This is a genomic window from Actinoplanes subglobosus (assembly GCF_042650585.1).
In the GTDB taxonomy this organism is placed as follows: domain Bacteria; phylum Actinomycetota; class Actinomycetes; order Mycobacteriales; family Micromonosporaceae; genus Actinoplanes; species Actinoplanes subglobosus.
Genome location: NZ_JBHSBL010000006.1, coordinates 510,868 through 530,489, shown reverse-complemented (window position 1 = coordinate 530,489; position 19,622 = coordinate 510,868). Strand labels below are relative to the sequence as shown.

Here is a 19,622-nt window from a genome sequence, read left to right as displayed (position 1 = left end):
CGCCTTTCTACAGGGGAGTGATCTCCACGTGGGTGGCGGTGGCGACGACCAGCCGGCCGTCGGGGACGGGTTGCCAGGCCGGCCCCGGGTCGAGCGGTTCCGAGCTGATCACCGTCGAGTCGCGCAGCGCCCGCACCGACAGGGCGTGACCCAGCGTCGTCGCGATCATCTGCTCACCGTCGTTGAGCAGCAGGTTCAGCCGGGATCCGGGGGCCACGGCGGCGACCTCGGTGGCCACGGCGGCGACCGCCTTGGCCGGTGGCTCCCCGGCGCGCAGCTTCGCGCGTACCAGAGCCCAGAGGGTTGCCGAGTCGGTGGGCGCGTCGAGGGTGAGCAGGTCCTCGACCGGGAGGTCACGCGCTTGTGCGGCGATGGCCGAAGGCCAGCCGCGGATGACGCCGTTGTGGCTGAAGAGGCGGCCGCCGTCAGTGAACGGCGCGGCCGCCGTCTCGACGACCGGGAGGCCGACGGTGGCCGAGCGGACCGCGGCGAGGACCGCGCCGGACGACGTCGCGGCGGCGAGCGCCGGTAGTGACGCGTCCGTCCAGATGGGCATCGCGCTACGGTGACGCACCGGAGTCGCGGCGCCGGGCGGCCACCATCCGACGCCGAAGCCGTCAGCGTTGATGGTGCCTCCGCCGCGCATGTCACGGGGCGCCCAGGCCTGGACGGCGAGGGCGTGCGGTGGATCAAAAAGCAGACCCGCCAAGGGTACGGGTGGCCCGAGATATCCCAGGTGACGACACATTCAGGCGTCCCGCGCGCAGCGGAAACCGCTGAAGATCTGCCGCCGGATCGGATGGTCCCAGTTACGGAAGGTGCCCCGGCAGGCCGCCGCGTCGGTGCCGAAGGAACCGCCGCGCAGCACCCGGTAGTCACCGCCGAAGAAGACTTCCGAATACTCCCGGTAGGGGAAGGCCGCGAACCCGGGGTAACCGTGGAACCCGGACGACGTCCACTCCCAGGTGTCCCCGATCAACTGGTGGACGCCCTGTGGTGACGCGCCGTCCGGATAGGCGCCGGCCGGGGCCGGGCCGAGGTGCCGCTGGCCGAGGTTGGCGTGCCGGGCCTCAGGCGGGTCGTCGCCCCACGGATAGCGGCGGGAGCGGCCGGTCGCCGGGTCCCAGCGGGCCGCCTTCTCCCACTCGGCCTCGGTGGGCAGGCGTTTCCCGGCCCAGGCGGCGTAGGCCTCGGCCTCGAAGTAGCAGACGTGGACGACCGGGTCGGCCGGCTCGACCGGGGTGACACGGCCGAACCGCCGGTGCAGCCAGCCCCCGGCGTCACGGATCCAGTGCAGTGGTGCCTCCAGGCCGGCGGCCTGCCGATGCGCCCAGCCACGCTCGCTCCACCAGCGGGGGTCGTCGTAGCCCCCGGCGTCCATGAACGTCAGGTAGTCACCGTTGGTGACCAGGGCGGCGTCGATCCAGAACGCCGGCACGTCGACAGTGTGCGCGGGCCGTTCGTTGTCGAGGGCCCAGGGCTCGGTGTCCGTACCCATGAGGAATCTGCCTGGTTTTATCAGGACCTCGCCGGAGACCGGACGCGAGGCGCGCGGCGGTGGGGGCGCGGTCAGGACCGCAGCGCCGGACCGGAGCTGGTGCGTGGCCAGCATCGTCTCGTCGTGCTGCTGCTCGTGCTGCACGATCATGCCGAAGGCGAAACCGCCGTCGAGCAGCCGGTCGTCCGGGCCGAACCGGGCCCGGTCCAGGACGTCGAACACCTTGTCGCGCACCTGCGCCGTGTAGGCGCGGGCCTCGGCCGGGTTGAGCAGCGGCAATGCCGGCCGGTCGCTCCGGGCGTGCTTGAACGCGTCGTAAAGCTCGTCGATGTCCTGCCGGAGCGGGTCGCGGCCGCCCACGTCCCGGACCAGCCAGAGCTCCTCCTGGTTGCCGACGTGCGCCAGGTCCCAGACGAGCGGGGACATCAGCGGCGAGTGTTGCCTGGTCAGATCGTCGTCGTCGACGGCGTCGGTGAGCAGCGACGTCCGGGCTCGGGCGCGCTCCAGCTCGGCGGCGATGGACAGCCGCAGGTCGTCGGTCATACGGAGACGTCCTCTCGTTGTCGTCCCGGCACGGTGTCGCGCAGGCGCCGGGAGACGATGTCGGTGACGGTGTCGCGGACCGGCGCGGACAGGCCGGTCCGGTCGAGATGGCGGCAGGCCAGGTCGGCGAGGCCCGCGGCGGCCCGGCGCACCGGTTGGTCGGCCAGACCGGACCGGGCGGCGGCGTGCCAGCGCCCGGCGGCGGGGGCGGCCAGCTCCCGGGCCCGGTCGGTGAGCGTGTCGTCGGACAGCAGCGCGGTCAGCACCGCAGCCGGGGCGATCCACTCGTCGCCGGGCTGGGTGTCGAGGTAGCGGACCTCCAGGTAGCCGCGTGGCCGTACCGGCGGGAAGAGGGTGTTGAGGTGGTAGTCGAGGTCCTCCACCGTCGGCGGCCGGGTGACCGGGTCGGTGAGCTGCGGCGGGTGTTGCCGTCGCGGGCCGATGCGGCGCCCGCCGATCCGCCCGGCGCCCACCGGGCCGCCCTCGATGCCGCCCGCCTCGATCCAGTCAGCCATGGTCACGCCGGCCGGCACATCCCATCGGCCCTGGTCGCGCCGCACGCACAGCAGCGGCGCCTGAACCGCGTAGTGCGCCCAGCTCACGGCCGGGTCGGCGGACGACGGGACGGGGCCGGAGCGACGCGGGTCGATGCCGTGCCACGTCGCCGTCCGCGCGGAGGCCCAGCCGTGCCGTGGCGAGTTGGCGAACAGGGCCAGCAAGGCCGGCCCGACCTCGTGCAGCGCCGCCCAGCGGGCCGCGATCTGGCCGGCCTCGCCGGCGTCGAAGCACACCTGGAGCCCGGCGGTGGAGCCCATCATGGTGCGCCCGGCGCTGTCGAAAGCACGGTCCATCGCCGCGTAGCGAGGGGTGTCCAGAGCGCGGCGGGGCTCCCGGTGCGGGTCCAGGCCGCGGTCGCCGAGCACGATGCCGCGGCTCGCCAGCAGCCCGGTGAGGGCCTCCCGGTCGGCGGTGACGGCGGTGTGCAGCTCGGCGAGTGAACCGGCCGGGGCCGACGAGATCTCGACCTGAAGGCCCGGCTCGACGGTGACCGTGCCGCCACCGGGCAGCGGAACGGGATGTGGATTGCCGAGGGCCGCGGGGGTGTGCACGCCCAGGGCCTCGACGAGATCGCCGGCCGTCACGTAGGCGGACGGGTCGGCGGTCAGATGTGTGGTCCACTCCAACTCGACACCAACCCGCCGCGGCGGGCCGGTTTTGAAACAGATGCCGGTTATGTGCTCGATCGCCTCAGCGGTTCGTCGCAGAACCCGGTCAGTCGAACCCATGGTCCCCCATTTTTCACTGTGAGTGATCAATAGATTTCACTGCGTTCGATTACGTTAGGACCTTACCGGCACCCCCTGACATTCGCCTCCCGGTAAGCGTTCCCAGTGGATGAAGTTCCGGAACCGTAGCGGGGTGCCGGAACCGGTTCCGGACATGGAAGACTCCGAACCGTTCGCGTTCGGCAGACCCCTCGGAGATTCTCATGCCCTTGCCATATCAGGACTCCTCGCTCCCGGTGCGAGAGCGTGTCGAGGATCTGCTGGGCCGGATGACTCTTCCCGAGAAGATCGGCCAGATGCTCCAGCTCGACGCACGGCAGGACATCGGCGAGATCGTCCTCGACAAGCTGGCCGGATCGATCCTGCACACCTCCCCCGCCAAACTCGTCGAGGCCGCCGAGCTGGTCTCCCGGACCCGGCTGCGGATCCCGCTGATCACCGCCGAGGACTGCATCCACGGACACGCCTTCTGGCCCGGCGCGACGGTCTTCCCCACCCAGCTCGCGATGGCCGCCACCTGGGACTCCGCACTCGTCGAGCAGGTCGCCCGGGCCACCGCCGTCGAGGCCGCCGCCACCGGCGTGCACTGGACCTTCTCGCCCGTCCTGTGCATCGCCCGCGACCTGCGCTGGGGCCGTGTCGACGAGACGTTCGGCGAGGACCCGTTCCTGATCAGCGAGCTCGGCGCCGCCATGATCCGCGGCTACCAGGGCGCGGGCCTCACCGACCCGACCGCGATCCTGGCCACCGCCAAGCACTTCGCCGGCTACTCCGAGACCCAGGGCGGCCGCGACGCCAGCGAGGCCGACATCAGCCGCCGCAAGCTGCGCTCCTGGTTCCTGCCGCCGTTCGAGCGGGCCGCCGCCGAGGGCTGCCGGGTCTTCATGCTCGGCTACCAATCGATGGACGGCGTGCCGATCACCGCCAACAAGTGGCTGCTCAACGACGTCCTCAAGGAGGAATGGGGCTTCACCGGCACCCTCGTCACCGACTGGGACAACGTCGGCCGGATGGTCTGGGAGCAGAAGGTCTGCGCCGACTACGCCGAGGCCGCGGCGGTCGCCGTCAAGGCCGGCAATGACCTGATCATGACGACACCGGCCTTCTTCGAAGGCGCGCAGGAGGCGATCCGGCGCGGCATTCTCGGTGAGGACGACATCGATGCGGCGGTACGGCGGATCCTGCGCCTGAAATTCGAGCTGGGCCTGTTCGAGAACCCGCGCACCCCGGACGCGGCCCGCCAGGCGGAGGTTATCGGCAGCCCGGCGCACACCGCGCTCAACCTGGAGATCGCCCGCCGCTCCCTGGTCCTGCTGAGCAACGACGGCACGCTGCCTCTGCCCGCCTATCCGTCTCCGTCTCCGTCTCCGTCTCCGGCTTCGGCTCCGGCTCCGGCTCCGGCTTCGGCTTCGGCTTCGGCTTCCGGCCAGTCGAAGCGCATCGCGCTGCTCGGGCCCAACGCCGACGACGTCTCCACCCAGCTCGGCGACTGGGCCGGCGACTCCGGCCAGGTCGACTGGCTGCCGGACGGCCACCCGCGGGAGCTCACCACCACGGTCCTCGACGGCCTGCGTGAGCTGCTGCCGGACGGCTGGCAGCTGGACTACGACCCGGCCGTCGAGATCGAGGAACTCGTCCCCGACCCGGAGGGCGAGACGTTCCCGGACGGGCAGCCCCGGCCACCGATCTCCGTCGGGGTCCCCGCCGACCCGGCCCGGATCGCCGCCGCGACGGCCACCGCGGCCGCCGCCGACTACGCGATCGTCGTCGTCGGCGACACCGTCAACCTCAACGGCGAGCACAAGTCGACCGCCACCCTCGAACTGCAGGGCGGGCAGATCGCGCTGCTCGACGCGGTCGCCGCCACCGGCACCCCGATGATCGTCGTCCTGATCGACGGCAAGCCGCACGCACTGCCCGAGTCGGCGCTCGGCGCGGCCGCGATCGTGCAGGCCTTCAACCCGGGCATGCGCGGTGGCCAGGCCATCGCCGAGCTCCTGCTCGGCCTGATCGAGCCGACCGGCCGGATGCCGATCTCGGCGGCCCGGCACGCCGGCCAGCAGCCGGTCTTCTACAACCAGACCCGTGGACAGCACGGATCCCGGTACGCCGACCTCACCCAGGACCCGCTGTTCGCCTTCGGTGAGGGGCTCAGCTACACCACCGTCACCTACGACGGGCTCAGCATCGAGGAGCCCGACGTCGCGGCCGACGGGATCGTCCGGGCCACGGTACGGCTCAGCAACACCGGGACACGGCCGGCGCTGGAGACCGTGCAGGTCTATGTCAGCGACCTGGTCACCAGCGTCACCTGGGCGAGCCGGGAGCTGAAGGCGTACCGGCAGGTCACCGTGCCGGCCGGGGAGAGCGTCACGGTCGCCGTCGAGGTGCCGGCCGCCGACATCACGCTCGTCGACGCCGACGGGAAGCGGGTCGTCGAAGCGGGTGACTTCGAGCTGCTGGTCGGGCCGAACTCGCGGCCGTCGGCACTGCTGGCCGCCAAGTTCCGGATCTCCTGACCCTTCTCCTACGGCTCTCCCACGGCTCTCCCACGGCTCTCCTACGGCCGGGGGACGGCTGCGAACGCGAACTGCCGGAACCACGCGGGCAGGGCGCGGCGCAGCTCCTCCGGCCCCTGGAACGCCAGCTCACCGGAGCGCAGACCGGACGCCCACGTACGCTCGCCGCGCCACACGTCGATCAGGCAGCGCAGGTCGGCGGTGACCAGCACGTCCACGTCGTGGCCGGGGTCGACGTCACAGATGTCCGCCTCGGCCGGCGTGATCACCAGCCACCAGTCCCGTACCCTCGCCGGGGCCGACGGGAACCGGAACTGGAGAACCGTCCGCCGGGCCGGCACCGCACCGTGATCGACCGACCGGTGCATGTCCCACAGCAGCAGCTTCGGATCCAGGTCACGGTCACCCAGCTCGGGGATCCAGCGGGTACCCCACTCGCCGAGCGCCACCACGATCGGCCGCAGCTCACGGCCGGCCTCGGTCAGGTCGTACTCCACCTCGGCGCCCTGCTCCCGCCGCTCGACCACCCCGGCCGCGGCGAGCTGCTGCAACCGCCGGGACAGCAGTGTCGGCGACATCCGCGGCAGCCCCCGCCGCAGGTCGTTGAACCGCCGGCCACCCGCGATCAGTTCCCGGATCACCAGCATCGTCCAGCGCTCGTCGAGCAACTCCATGGCCTTCGCAACCGGGCAGAACTGCCCGTAGGACGCTCCCATCGGATGGCCTCCTTCCCCCGGTACACATCGTGTACTAGGCCGGGCCGCCCGCGGATCCCTACTGTCGGTGACATGACGACAACCGTGAAGACCAAGCACCGTGCCATGTGGGCCTCCGGCGACTATCCAGCGGTCGCCTCCGAACTCGTCGCGCCGCTCGGGCCCGCACTGGTCCAGGCAGCCGGCATCGGTCCCGGCCGGACCGTCCTCGACGTCGGCGCGGGCACCGGCAACGCCGCGATCGCCGCCGCCCAGGCGGGCGCCACCGTCACCGCCAGTGACCTCACCCCGGAGCTGCTGGCCGTCGGCGCGAAGAACTCCCCCGTCGACCTGACCTGGGCCGAAGCCGACGCCGAGGACCTCCCGTTCGACACCGCGGCCTTCGACACCGTGATCTCGTGCATCGGTGTCATGTTCGCGCCGTTCCACACCGCCGCCGCGTCGGAACTGCTCCGGGTGTGCCGTCCCGGCGGGACCATCGGGCTCGCCAACTGGACACCCGAGGGCTTCATCGGGCAGATGTTCGCGACGATGAAGCCGTACGCGGCCCCGCCGCCGCCCGGAGCACAGCCGCCGCCGCTGTGGGGCGACCCGGCCCACCTCGCCGGTCTCTTCGGCGACGGTGTCACCGACGTGTCCGTCGAACGCCGCAGGCTGCGGGTCGACCACTTCCGTACGGCCGCCGGATTCCGCGACTACTTCAAGAGCAACTACGGTCCGACGATCGCGGTCTACCGCAACATCGCCGACGATCCGTCCCGGGTCGCCGCCCTGGACGCCGACCTGCTCGCCCTGGCCGAACGCCACGACATCGGTGCCGGCGCCATGGAGTGGGAGTACCTGATCTACACGGCCCGTCGGACGGGCTGACGCCGTCTCCCCGGGTCACGGCCCCGGTCGCCGACGTTCCCGCCTCCTCAGCGACGGCGTGCGGCGGCGACCCGCCGGGTCGTGAACCCCAGCCCGGTGTAGGTGGCCAGAGCCGCCTCGTTCCAGTAGTCCACCAGCAGCGCCACCCGCTCCCGGCCGGCCAGCAACTCGTCGGCCACGAACGCGCAGATGGTCGCCCCGAGGCCGCGCCCACGCGCCGACGGGCGGGTGGCCACCCCCGACATGAACCCGATCTCCGGCGTCGACCAGGCCTCCGCCGCCACGGTGAGGAGCTCGCCGCCGGTTCCGCGAATACCCGCCCACCGGTGTACGCCAGGGTTGCCCGGCCAGGCGTAGGACTCCGGATACGCCTCCCGGATCATCCCGGTCACCTCGGGCCAGGCCTCCGCCCCCAGCCACACCGGCCGCACAGCACCATCCACACTCTGCCGCCCGACCGGGTCGGTTGTCTCCATCCACGCGAACCTGGCACTGACCTCCAACTCCGGGACCCGCGCCACCACCTCGGTGATCAGTTCCTCGGTACCGAACGGCCGGAACGTCTCCCCCGTCTCCGCCAGGACCTCCCGCAGCAGCCCGGCCACCGCATCCGGCTCGCCGTTGATCACGAGCCGGTCCCAGTGCGACAGATCCGCGCAGGCGACGACCACCGCGTCGGCCCGCCGCCACACCCGGGCACCCGGAGCGGGCAACGCCCATCGAACCAGCGGATCCCGGTCAGGCGCGATATCGATCATGGCCACATGCTGCCATTGCGCCCCTCTTCACCCGTTGACCCGGTCTGCCATCCTCGGACCGATGCCGAAGCGTCCCGCACTTCCCACCTGGCTGACGGCCCTCTCCCGGCGTCGGCTGCGGCCCTTCCCCTCGTGGCGGCAGTTGCGGTCCCTCCTCTCCTGGCGGCAGCTACGAGCATTCCTCTCCTTGCAGCAGCTACGGCCCTTCCTTTCCTGGAAGAGGCTGCGGCCCTTCCTCTCCTGGCAGCAGCTGCGATCCTTCCTCTCCTGGCGACGGCTGCGCCGTCTGATGGCGTTGGGCACGGTGGGCGGTGTGGCCGCGGTCCTCGTCGCGCTGGCCTGCGCCCATTGGGTACGGTCGGCCGCCGACGGTTACATCTATGACGTGGACTCGGTACCCGAGGCCCCGGTCGCGCTGGTCCTCGGCGCTCAGGTCGGCGAGGACGGCCAGCCGTCGGCGTTCCTGGCCGCGCGCCTGGAGATCGCCCGCCAGCTCCTGGCCGACGGCAAGGTGAAGGCGATCCTGGTCTCCGGCGACCACGGCCGGTGGACCTACGACGAGCCGGGCGCGATGCAATCCTGGCTGGTCGACCGCGGTGTACCCGCCGATCGCGTGGTCCTCGACCACGCCGGCTTCGACACCTACGACTCCTGCGTCCGCGCCAACAAGATCTTCGGCGTGCACCAGGCGATCGTCGTGACCCAGGCCTTCCACCTCCCCCGTGCCGTGACCCTCTGCCGCGAACAGGGCATCGACGCCACCGGTGTAGGCGACGACAGCGTCCGTATCTACGAGGCCATGTGGACCCGGGGTGAGATCCGCGAGTACGGCGCCGCCGTCAAGGCAGCCGCCGACGTCCTGACCGCCCGGGACCCGATCTTCCTGGGCCCGCACGAGACCGGCGTGGAGGACGCGATCAGCCGCGGCTGATCCCAGTGAGCCTCGGCTGACCCCAGCTGTCCCCGGCGATACCGGTGCCGCCCCGCCGGCGGACTGCAGTGCACCGCACTGCACCGCACTGCACTGCACCGCACCGCACCGCACCGCACCGCACCGCACCGCACCGCACCGGCCACGATCGGCCACGATCGGTCACCCCTGCTCCTGGCCACGCCGACAGCCAGGAACGGCCATCAGGGCGGAGGTGGCCGTTTCCCGGCGGCATACCGGCGCTGGGACGGCGCCGGGCCGGATTCAGAGGAGGTCAGCGGCGAGGCTCACCCGCAGGTAGGCGTCAGCCCAGGCGTTCGCCGCGTCGATGCCTGGGTCCGGACTGAGTCGGGCCGAGACTTCGTCGAGCGCCGAGGCCACCCGGTGCAGGCCGACCCTGGCGAGCACGGCGCGGGCGTTACCGAGCCGATCGGCATACGCGGGCGGCAGGTGGGCGAGACCGCTGTGGGCCGCCTCGGCGAGGACGTCCCGGGCCGAGGCGACAGCGGCGGCAAGCAGCTCCGTCCCATCGTCGTCGTCCCATTCCTCGACACCGACCGGCGCCACAGCACCCCCACCATCCGAACCCGATCCACCCCCACCCGTCGCCGGCCCGACCGCTCCAGCAGCCGGCCCGGAACCCCCACCACCCGATCCGCCCTCGCCGAACGACGCAGCGGGCTCCGCGCTGGCAGACGCGGAATCCACGCTCGCAGACGCGGAATCCACGCTCGCAGACGCGGAATCCACGCTCGCAGACGCGAGATCCGCGCCGACGGGATCGGTGAACGGATCAGGATCGGTGAGCTGGCCGGAATCGGTGAGCTGGCCGGAATCGTCTGGTCTTGGGGCGGCGGTGCTGGTGAAGGCGTCGGCGCCGGCCAGGTCCGGGATGACCGGCGGGCCGTCGGCGGCGATCGCGTAAGGGTCGATCACCACCCGCCCGCCGCTGCGGTGAACGCTTCCCGCCACGAACCGCGGCCGGCCCCGCCGCCCGTCCAGAGCGGCCGCCACCGCGTCGAGACGGCCCGGAGCGACCGCCGCATGGGTGGCGACGACGGTGGCCACGTTTCCGTGGACGTCGTGGATCTCGACGGTGAGCCGCTGGGCACCGGGCGAGTAGTGCGCGGCGCCGACCCGCGCGATCGCGAGGACACGAACCAGTTCGGCCCGGACCCTGGCACGCACCGGGCGGGGTGGCATCGTGTCGAGGTCGGCGGCGAGCCGGGCGTAGTCACGGATGAGCAGGCCGTCGGGCAGGCCATCCCAGGCACCGTTCGAGACGGTGACCGTGGATTTCGCGACACGGCTCGCGCTCAGCCGCACCGCCCGGCTGGCGCTGCGGACCGCGGACTCGGTGACCAGGGTTCCGGCGGCGACGGCGGCGACCGTCGTACCGGCGATCCGCCGCCGGGCCAGGGCCGGGCCGTCGTCCGGCGTGGTCCACTGCCGGTGGGAGACGAGGACGACCCCGCTTGCGGGCTGACCGTGGAAGATCTCGATGCGCCGTTCGTCGTCGATCGCGGTGACCCGGGCACCGAGGCCGTCCAGCCGTACCCTGCGCAATGGTGTCTCGGCCGCCTCCTCGGAGCCGAGGATCCGCGCCCGGGCCGCCGCCCCGCCGTCGGCGGTCGCCGCCCGGTGCCGGGCGAAGAGCTCGGCGAGCAGGTCGGCGAGCACCTCCGGCGAATAGCGGGCGCTGCGCTCCCGGTAGGCGGTGAGCTGGCCGGTCAGTTCGGTGGCGGCGTCGAGCGGCCAGCGCAGCCCGGCTCGTTCCAGGGCGGTCAGGTGACCGGCGGCCGTGGCGGCGAGTCCCTCACCGGAGTGCACGGCGCCCGCTCGCAGAACCTCGGCGGCGAACTCGATCAGCGACTCCAGCCCGGAGCCGGCCGCGGTACCCGTCCCTGAACCGCCGACGTCGATCACGCACTCGGTGGCGTCCGGTTGCTGCTCGTCGGCGGCCCGGAACGCCCAGACGGCCAGTGCGATCACGTCGTCGCGGACACCGGCCCGGGCATCGGTGTGCACGTAGCCCAGGTCGTTCGGCACCAGGAACCGCACTGTCGCCGCCGGCAGTTCGGCCACCGGGACCGGGCCGCGCCGGACGCGGGCGGTGTATCCGGCACGCTCCGCACGCCGGGCCGCGGTGACGAGCCGCGCCCCGATCCGAGCGGTCAGCTCGTCATCGGTGAAGCCACCCGGCGACCAGCCGTCGCGAACCGGCGAGGTCGCCGGAACCGCTGCATCCGGGGTCCCGGGCGAAACCTCGGAAGGCCCGGAAGACGAGGCCGGAGGGGGCGGGCCGGCAGGAAGTACGGAAGGGTCCGACGTGACGGTCTGATAGGCGAGGATCAGGCCGATCAGGTGACGGCAGACCCCGGTCGCGCCGCACGTGCACCGCCCCTGGTCGAGCCCGCCCTCCGGCAGCGAGGCCCGGACTCCGTCACCGAACCCGGCGACGATCATCGGCCCGTCCGCGGACAGCACCGGTGGTTCCCGCTCGACCTCCCGCCCGGCCCGTTTGACCAGCCCGCGGTTGGCGAGTGCGGCCAGCGCGTCGGCGTCCAGCGCGAGCAGGTCGGCCCGGACGGGCAGGGTCCCGGCGCTCATCGGCCCACCCGCTCCGCGATGAAGGAGGCCAGTTCGCCCGGGGTCATGGCGCCGACCCAGGCCCCCACGTTCGCCAGTTTCTGCGCGCACGCCCGGTCGTAGGCGGGGTCGGCGTTCTCGTCGAGGGCCGCGAGCCCGAGCACGATGCTGCCCTCCTCGACGAGTTCCCGGACCGCCCGCACCAGACCGGCCTCCGACCCGCCCTCGAAGAAGTCGCTGACCACGGCGACGATGGTCCGCCGTGGCTGCTCGACGAGCTGGGCCGCATAGCGCACGGCACGGGCGATGTCGGTGCCGCCGCCGAGCTGGGTCTTCATCAGCAGCTCGACCGGGTCGCTGACGTCCGAGGTCAGGTCGACGACCTCGGTGTCGAAGGCGACCAGGTGCGTTTTCACACCGGGCAGCCCCCACAGGCAGGCCGCCGTGATCGCCGAGTGGATGACCGACGACAGCATCGAGCCGGACTGGTCGACGAGCAGGATGACCTGCCACTGGTTGATCTGCCGCTGGGTACGGGAGGCGAAGTACGGCGTCTCGACATAGATCCGCCGCTCGTCGGGCCGGTAGTTGCCGAGGTTGGCCCGGATGGTCCGCCGCGCGTCGAAGTCACGGGCCTGCCGGAACCGGCTGGCCCGCCGTGACCGCGCGCCGGAGAAGCTCTGCCGCACCTCGGTGGCGAGCCGCCGCATCAGGTCACGGACGACGGCTTCGACCAGGCGCCGGGCGAGCCGCAGCACCTCCGGGTTCATCAGATGTTTGGTACGGAGCACCGCACGCAGCAGTGCCGGGTTGGGTTCGATCCGTTCGAGCACGCCGGGATCGGTGACGATGTCGTCGATCTGGTAGCGCTCGACGGCATCCTGCTGCAGCCGCTCGACGGTCTCCTTCGGGAAGAGCCGGGTGATGTCGTCGAGCCAGTCCACGGTAGTGAGCTGCGACGGGCCGCTGCCACCGTCCCGCCGGATGTCGCGCCGGGCCAGCTCGTCGTCGCGGCCGTAGAGCCAGTCGAGGGCCGCGTCACGCTGGGCGCCGGCGCCGCTGAGGCTGCCGAGGCACCCACCGGCCGGCGCGCCCAGGATGAGCCGCCATCGTTCCAGGCTGACGTCAGTCATCGGCCCTCCCCGCGGAGATCAGCCCGGCACGGGCCAGGCGTTCGTCGACGTTCTCGTCCAGGGCCATCCCGGCGGCCACGACCTGCGGTGCGACGGACATCCGGAGCAGGTCACGGCCTGATCCGGTCAGGCCGCGCCGGTCCATCAACTGTTCGGCGATCATCTCCCGCTCGCGTGGCGGGAAATACTCGAAGGCCTGCCGCAGTGCGGGCAGCGCGATCAGGAAGTCGTCGGCGCCGAAGCCGCCGACCAGGTCGTCGAGGAGGCCGAGGATGCCGCCGGGCGCGAGGACCGGCTCGCGGGCCACACCGAACAGCCCGGCCAGCCAGTCACCGGCGGTCCCGGCGGCGAACGCGCCGCGCACCGCCTCGGACGGATCCGGGAACAACCCGGCCGGGTCGTCGTCGCCGAGAAGGGACCGGCCGAGGCCGAAGAAGGCGCCCCGCAGGTCGGGCGGTGCGGCACGGTCGGCCGCGATGCGGCCGGAGACCTCGATCGCGGAGGTACGGTCCACGCCGACCCCCGCCGCGTGCAGCACCGCGTCCCGCACCGCGACGACCGCCGCGATCCGGGTCCGGTCCGCCGCCGCTCCGGGCGCGTGCCACCCCTCGGCAAGCCAGAGGATCCGGCGGGCGGCGGCCGCCACGACGACGCCGAGCGCCTCACTGCCGGCCGTGCCGAGCAACCGGTCGTGCCGCCACAGGGCCAGGGTGACGGCCAGCACCCGGCCGAGGACGGGCAGGTCACCGGCGGCCGCGACACCGCGTTCGAGCCGGCCGGGCACATCCGAGCCGAGGTCGGTGACCCCGCACAGGGCCGCGTCGAACAACGCGTCGGCCAGATCGCCGAGGTCACCGCCGGCCTCGTCGATGCGCTGGGCGATCCGGGTGGCGGTCGCGGCCTCCAGCGTCGGGCCGTAGCCGCCGGCCTCGATGAGCGCGGCCAGCCGGTGCTGGTGCTGCTGGACCGTCCACTGCTCGCGCAGCACCGGGTCGATGCCGGTGGCGGGCCCGGAATCCCGCCGGAACCCGGGGATCTCCAGGACGCGCAGCCGGTGCAGGACCCGGCTGACGGTCCGGCCGTACGGCTCGGTCAGGTCGGCGGTGTGCTCGCCGGACCGGTCGAGACCGTACCGCTCGAGCTCGGCGGTGGCGGCGTGGACCAGGGGCGGCAGCGGCGTGTCCGGGTGCAGGCGACCCACCCGGTCGCCGCTGAGGGCCGCCGTCATCTCGACGACCGCCGGATGTTGCCCGGCGGCGACGGCACCCCGCACCGCCCACGGCAGCGGCACGTCGAGCGCCTCGTTGACCAGGGCGGACGCCAGTCCGTCGAGCACGTCGACGCGGGCCGGGCAGTCGTGGCCGCGCAGCCGGGCGAGGGCTTCGGCACCGGCCCGGGCGGCGATCAGGTCAGCTGTGGAGACCGGCTGACCGCGCCGCCGCAGGCGCGCGGCGACAGCGGTGATCAGGTACCGGGCGGCCTCTTCCGGCCCGCTCTCCCAGAGCCGCTGGTAGTACTCCGGCGAGGGCATCCCGGACTGGTAGCCGCCGAACGCGTCGAGCCGCCGGAACGAGTAGGGCACCAGGTAGCTTCCGGCGGTGGCCCCGTCGGGCGGCACCGGCACCTCCGGCCAGCCACGTTCCGTCGGGAGGGGATCGGTGGCGAGACGGATCAGGGCGGGGCGGTGGAAACCGCCGACCACGGCGACGACCGGCCGGTCCCCGGCGGCGGCGCACGCGGCACGGATCCAGCCCGCCATGTACGCCTCCCGTGCCGTGTCCGACGCCCCCGCCACCGAGTCGCCGCGGATCAGGTCGAAGTAGCTCTCGAGGCGCTGCCCGATCTCCTCGGCCGGCCCCATCTCGACGACGTGATCCCAGAGGGCGTCACTGTTGTCGACCCCGAACTCGGCGCACAGCCGCTCGACCGCCTCGGCGTAGCGCAGCTCGGCGTCGGCATACCGGTTGTCCCGGTCGGCGAACGCCTCGTGCCAGGCCGGCAGGTCGATGAACCGCGGCTCGGCCCCGCACTCACGACCGGCCCGCAGCGCCTCCCACTCGGGTGAGTAGTCGCAGAACGGCGCCCACGACCCGTGCCGCCGGTGCTCGTCGAGGTAGCTGGTGAAGACCGCCACCGGCAGGTCGTGCCCGAGCAGCAGCTCGCCGATCCGCTCGTTCATGTCGGCGGGGCCCTCGATCAGCACGTAGGCGGGCCGCAGAGCGGCGATCGTCGAGCCGACGAGGCGGGCGCAGGCGGGGCTGTGGTGCCGGACCCCGATGACGGTGAGGCTCATCCGCCGGGCAGTTCCCGGCGCGCGTCCCGCAGCTCACGCCACTGCGCCCCGTTGCGCCACGAGGTGTGCTGCTCCAGGTAGCGGCGCAGTTTCGCCAGGTCGTCCGGGCTGTCCTTGGCGGCCGTGCCGGCCAGGCAGGACACCAGGTCGGCGGCGCTGCCGGCGTCACCGCGCAAGAACCAGCCCCGCAGGCCGACGGCGTGCGCGACGGACACCGCCTCGGCGGTGCTCATCACCGACGACAGCCGCTCCATCTCGTCGCCCCGCCCCGTCCGACCGGCCCGCAGCTCACGGAACGCGGTGACCAGCACCTCTAGCACGTCACGACGGGGTGGCGCGGTGACTCCGGACCGGCGCAGCAGCGTGCCCGCCTCGGCCTCGACCAGGGACAGCTCGGTGTCGAAGTCTGCGATCGGGAAGACCGTCTCGAAGTTGAAGCGCCGTTTCAGCGCGGAGCTCATGTCGTTGACCCCGCGGTCCCGGGTGTTCGCCGTGGCGATGATGTTGAAGCCCTCCTTGGCGAACACCATGCCGCCGTCACCGGGCAGCTCGGGAACGGCGAGCACCCGGTCGGAGAGCGGGGAGAGCAGGCAGTCCTGCACCTCGAGCGGGCAGCGGGTGATCTCCTCGAAGCGGACGACCTGACCGTGGGCCATACCGCGCAGCAGCGGCGCCGGGACCAGGGAGCGCTCGGTGGGACCCTCGGCGACGAGGAGCGCATAGTTCCACGAGTACTTGATCTGGTCCTCGGTGGTGGCCGCACCGCCCTGGATGGTCAGTGTGGAGTCGCCGCTGACGGCGGCCGCGAGCAGCTCGGAGAGCAGGGACTTCGCGGTGCCGGGGTCGCCGACGAGCAGCAGGCCGCGGCTGGTGGCGAGGCTGACCAGGGCCCGGTCGATGAGCGACGGGTCACCGACGAACTTGCGGGTGACGCCGAGCCGCTCGTCGCCGACGATGAACGCGCGGGCCGCCCGCAGGCTGAGAGCCCAGCCGGGCGGGGTCGGCGCGTCGTCGGCGGCCCGGAGGCGGGCCAGCTCGTCGGCAAACCGCACCTCGACGGGCGGGCGCTGCACGTGGTCGGTGGTGGGGGCGGTCATGCGAGCACCTCGGTGAGTTCGCGCAGCGCCTCGGCCGCGGTGATGGGGTCGAGTTCACGGATACGGTCGTCCTGGCCCTGCCGGTGCCAGTGGTAGGTACCGGCCGGGACCACGTAGAGCGCCTGGACGGTCTGGTCGCCGAGCACGTCGATCGCGCCGACGGCGATACCCGGGTCGATGGCGAGCACCAGGTGCAGGCCGCCCGGCACGTCGCGCTCGAACCAGCCCTGGACCCCGGCGTCCTGCGGCGCGCCACGCCGCCAGTTGCGCCGCTCCAGGCCCATCAGGGTGGCGCTGGATGCCGTACGCCCCACGAACGCCGCCGCCCGCTCCGGCGTGAGGGGGTCGACACCCCGGCCGAGCTGCGGGAACGGCTGGAGGATCTCGTAGTCGGCGAAGATCTCGGACCAGGCGGCCAGATCGCCGCCGAGGTGCAGCGGGTGGGCGATCCCGACGAGGGCGTCGTCGGCGAGGGTGACGGTCTCGTCGGTGACGCCGGCGAGGCTGCCGTCCTCGGCCAGGCGCAGGCCGTCGCCCGGCTGCCCGGCGCTGTCGAAGCGGGCCCAGACGAGCCGCCGGACCAGGTGCCGCATCAGCGGGTGCCCGGTGAAGAACTGGCGGAAGGCGGCCCCGGTCCAGCGGCGCTGCGTGACCATCGCCCGCTCGAGCCGGCGGACCTGGTCGGTGGCGATCGCCCGGACGTCCTTCTTCAGGGCGGTGAACCGGGCGTACGCCTCCGGGGCGAGCACCGGGTCGTCCTGGGCGCCCGGCTTGGGCAGGGCCTTGAGCCGCTTGCCCGTGGCGTCGGCGACGAACGGTTTGAGCTGCTCGTCGAAGCCCACGGTGAAGCTGCGCCGCCCGTAGTCGAGGACCAGGCTGCCCGCCTCGTCCAGCCCGAGGTCCGGAACCAGCCGGTCGGCCAGCTCCTCGGCGGTGAGCCCCAGCTCGGCGGCGAGCTCGGCGATCTTCTCCCCGGCCCGCTCCTTGAGGGCCCGGAACTTGACCTTCTGTGCGATGCCGTGCAGATACATCAGGGCGACGTCGGTGCCGATGGCGGCCAGCACGTCGAGGCCGGCCACCGCGCGGGTGTGGCCGCCCTCGCCGGGCCAGGCACGGATCATCGGGGCCAGCCGGCGGACCGTCCCGTCGTCGCCGAGCAGGGCGAGAGCGTCGAGCGCCCAGTTCTGTTTCGCCGGGTGGCCGGCCTCGCGCCACTCGGTGAACAGGGCCCAGGCCAGCTCGGCCAGGTCGGCCGGCTCGCAGGCGGCGGTGACCAGGGCGAGGCCGGGATAGGGGCTGTCCGCCCGGGAGATGGCGAGCATGGTGAGCACGTGGCGCACCGCCTCCGTGGGCAGCACACCGCGGCTTCCGGTGAGCCGGACCGGGGGCATCACCGCCGGGTTGGCCCAGTCGGGCAGCGGTGGCATGGGCACGGGCAGGACGGTCAGCGGGTCGACGGCGAGGATCTCCGCGATCGAGGCGGCGGCCTCGGGACCGAGCTCGCGTCCGACGGCACCGACCTCGTCGCCGTGCCCCGCGGCGGTCAGGGCACGCAGCGCGCCCTCGGCGTCGGAGCGGGCCTGACCGATCCTGCCCACGGCGACCGGCACCAGGGCGCGGGCCGCGGCCGCCGGATGCCGGGCGAACCAGGCGACGGCGACCGGCCGGGCCGAACGGACCCGGGCCAGCCAGGCGGACATCAGCAGTGCGACCTCGGGCCCGGAGACCGGGGCCAGCAGGCGGGCGGCCGTGGACGGGGAGCGGCGGGCCACGTCGACCAGGGGCGGAACGGCCTCGGCCCCGAAGCGGGCGAGCAGCTCAGCGCCCCACTCGGCGACGTCGTAGTGGTGACTGGGCCGCCAGGCGGCCACCCGGGGCCGGGCCAGCTCCTCCGGCCCCCACACGAAGAGGTCGATCTCGTCCCACCCGCTGGAGCCACTGGTCCCCAGCCCCTGAACGACGGCGGCCCAGTCGTGGACGCCACCGTGGCGCGCGGCCCAGGAGCCGCTGGCCCAGGCCTCGCGCTCGCCCGGCGCCCACTCGACACGCACCGGCTCGTCGCTGCTCAGCCCGGTGACGACGAGCGGCTCGCGGGTCACCGGGGCCAGCCAGGGCGGGGTCACCAGGATCGGCGGCAGGTCCGCCGGGGCGGCCGTGTCGGCGTCGGCAGCCGCCAGCACGGCGTGGGCGGCGTCGATGCGGTTGGTGGCGGCCTCGGACAGCAGCGGCCGGACCTCGGCGGCCAGCGGCCGGTGGTTGGTCAGATGACGGTGCAGCAGACGGTCGGCGGACGGCGTCTCGGCGAACACGCGCAGGGCACGGGCCGGGTCACGGCCGGCCGCGTCGCCGAGGGCGGCACGCACGTCGGCCTGGTCGGCCCGCTCGACCAGAGCGGTGAACGCGGCGTCGCCGCCGATCACGGAGAGCAGGCCGAGCAGTTGCCGCCGGCCCTGCGCGTTGACCTCGCCCGTGTCCAGCCAGCGGGCCAGCGACGGGGCCGCGGCCGGGCCGAGGGTTGCGGTGAACGTGTAGATCCGCTCGCTCTCGGACAGCGCGGCCCACGGCGTCAGCTGCGCGGCGAGACGGGACGCGAGCAGCTCGGCCGACACGAGCGGCTCGGCCGACACGAGCGGCTCGGCCGGCATGGCGGTGAGCTCGGCCGACACGACGGTGAGCAGGAGAGCCTTCAGTCGCTCCCGGTCGCCCATGGCGACCAGGGCGGTGCAGATCTCCTCGGCCCAGGCCGTCTCGTCCGGCGCGATCACCGACACGAGCGTCTGCTGGACCAGGGAGGGCCCGCGCACCGCGCCCAGCGCGGTGATCACCTCCGCATACTCCCCCGGCGGGGCCGCCGCCACGGCGCGGCGCACCTGGTAGGACATCCGCCCACCGGTCTGCGCGGCGAAACCGTTGGCGTCGAGCGACGGCACCGCCCGGGTGATCGCGGCGTCGGAGGAACCCAGATAGAGGCCGGCCAGCTCGACGGTGGCGGCCGCGGCGAACGCCAGGCCGTGCCGTGCACGCCAGAGGTCGGTGAACGCGAGCACCTCGTCGCGCCGGTGCCACGCCAGTGCCCCGGCCACGCCACGAGCCACCACCGCCGCACCGAGCGGCGTGACCGCCGGGCCACCGGCGAGGTAGTCGTGCCCGGCCTGGGCCAGGTCACCGGCGATGAGGCGGTGCCGCAGAGCGCCGCGGACGTCGCCCTCGTAGGCGGCCAGCAGGCTCTCGGCGGTCTTGACGGCCGCGGCCTTCGGCTTCTGGGCCGGTGCCGCGGCGCCCCGCCGGGGCAGCACGAACCGTTTCCACGCCGCCGGCACGACGAACGCGTCGGAGCTCACCACATCGGTCACCGGGCCACTCCCCAGGTCTGGTTCCACCGGACGCGC

Annotated in this window: 13 protein-coding genes; 3 read left to right on the top strand and 10 right to left on the bottom strand. The window is 73.2% G+C overall.

Features of this window, described 5'->3' with window-relative positions; all coding sequences use genetic code 11:
• Positions 1-7: 7 nt before the first annotated feature.
• The 3 genes from egtC to ACFO0C_RS08595 are packed head-to-tail and all read right to left on the bottom strand — an operon-like array spanning position 8 to position 3,327.
• Positions 8-748 (bottom strand): ergothioneine biosynthesis protein EgtC, encoded by a 741-nt coding sequence (gene egtC, locus ACFO0C_RS08605; RefSeq protein WP_378066013.1) that lies wholly within the window; start codon positions 746-748, stop codon positions 8-10.
• Entirely contained in the window at positions 749-2,041 is a 1,293-nt protein-coding gene (gene egtB, locus ACFO0C_RS08600) for an ergothioneine biosynthesis protein EgtB (protein ID WP_378066012.1), read from the bottom strand. It lies immediately after the preceding gene.
• Positions 2,038-3,327, bottom strand: a complete 1,290-nt coding sequence (locus ACFO0C_RS08595) for a glutamate-cysteine ligase family protein (RefSeq protein WP_378066011.1) — start codon at positions 3,325-3,327, stop codon at positions 2,038-2,040. The genes egtB and ACFO0C_RS08595 overlap by 4 nt, the downstream gene beginning before the upstream one ends.
• A gap of 203 nt (positions 3,328-3,530) precedes the next feature.
• On the opposite strand from ACFO0C_RS08595, the gene ACFO0C_RS08590 reads away from it, so the two are divergent.
• Positions 3,531-5,846 carry an exo-beta-d-1,3/1,6-glucosidase gene (locus ACFO0C_RS08590; RefSeq protein ID WP_378066010.1) on the top strand — a complete coding sequence of 772 codons (2,316 nt, stop codon included), beginning with the start codon at positions 3,531-3,533 and terminating at the stop codon, positions 5,844-5,846.
• Positions 5,847-5,887: 41 nt separating this feature from the next.
• On the opposite strand, the gene ACFO0C_RS08585 is transcribed toward ACFO0C_RS08590, so the two are convergent.
• Positions 5,888-6,562, bottom strand: coding sequence for a winged helix-turn-helix transcriptional regulator (locus ACFO0C_RS08585; protein ID WP_378066009.1), 675 nt, complete (start codon positions 6,560-6,562; stop codon positions 5,888-5,890).
• Positions 6,563-6,634: 72 nt separating this feature from the next.
• Between ACFO0C_RS08585 and ACFO0C_RS08580 the strand changes: the two genes are divergently transcribed.
• Entirely contained in the window at positions 6,635-7,432 is a 798-nt protein-coding gene (locus ACFO0C_RS08580) for a class I SAM-dependent methyltransferase (RefSeq protein WP_378066008.1), read from the top strand.
• Between the two features lie 47 nt (positions 7,433-7,479).
• Here the strand turns inward: ACFO0C_RS08580 and ACFO0C_RS08575 are convergent, their stop codons facing one another.
• Complete coding sequence (locus ACFO0C_RS08575) at positions 7,480-8,190, bottom strand: GNAT family N-acetyltransferase (RefSeq protein ID WP_378066007.1); 711 nt, start codon at positions 8,188-8,190, stop codon at positions 7,480-7,482.
• A 61-nt stretch (positions 8,191-8,251) separates the two neighbouring features.
• On the opposite strand from ACFO0C_RS08575, the gene ACFO0C_RS08570 reads away from it, so the two are divergent.
• Positions 8,252-9,121 carry a SanA/YdcF family protein gene (locus ACFO0C_RS08570; protein WP_378066006.1) on the top strand — a complete coding sequence of 290 codons (870 nt, stop codon included), beginning with the start codon at positions 8,252-8,254 and terminating at the stop codon, positions 9,119-9,121.
• Positions 9,122-9,385: 264 nt separating this feature from the next.
• Here the strand turns inward: ACFO0C_RS08570 and ACFO0C_RS08565 are convergent, their stop codons facing one another.
• The 5 genes from ACFO0C_RS08565 to ACFO0C_RS08545 are packed head-to-tail and all read right to left on the bottom strand — an operon-like array spanning position 9,386 to position 19,586.
• Positions 9,386-11,731: a hypothetical protein gene (locus ACFO0C_RS08565; RefSeq protein WP_378066005.1), complete on the bottom strand. Its 2,346-nt coding sequence runs from the start codon at positions 11,729-11,731 to the stop codon at positions 9,386-9,388.
• Positions 11,728-12,843, bottom strand: a complete 1,116-nt coding sequence (locus ACFO0C_RS08560; protein ID WP_378066004.1) for a VWA domain-containing protein — start codon at positions 12,841-12,843, stop codon at positions 11,728-11,730. The genes ACFO0C_RS08565 and ACFO0C_RS08560 overlap by 4 nt, the downstream gene beginning before the upstream one ends.
• The gene (locus tag ACFO0C_RS08555) at positions 12,836-15,136 is read right to left on the bottom strand and encodes a DUF5682 family protein (RefSeq protein ID WP_378066003.1); all 2,301 of its coding nucleotides are present in this window, start codon (positions 15,134-15,136) and stop codon (positions 12,836-12,838) included. The genes ACFO0C_RS08560 and ACFO0C_RS08555 overlap by 8 nt, the downstream gene beginning before the upstream one ends.
• A complete protein-coding gene (locus tag ACFO0C_RS08550; RefSeq protein ID WP_378066002.1) occupies positions 15,133-16,233 on the bottom strand; it encodes an ATP-binding protein in 1,101 nt (366 codons plus the stop codon). Before ACFO0C_RS08550 ends, ACFO0C_RS08555 begins: the two co-directional genes overlap by 4 nt.
• Positions 16,230-19,586 (bottom strand): DUF4132 domain-containing protein, encoded by a 3,357-nt coding sequence (locus ACFO0C_RS08545; RefSeq protein WP_378066001.1) that lies wholly within the window; start codon positions 19,584-19,586, stop codon positions 16,230-16,232. Before ACFO0C_RS08545 ends, ACFO0C_RS08550 begins: the two co-directional genes overlap by 4 nt.
• Positions 19,587-19,622 lie beyond the last annotated feature (36 nt).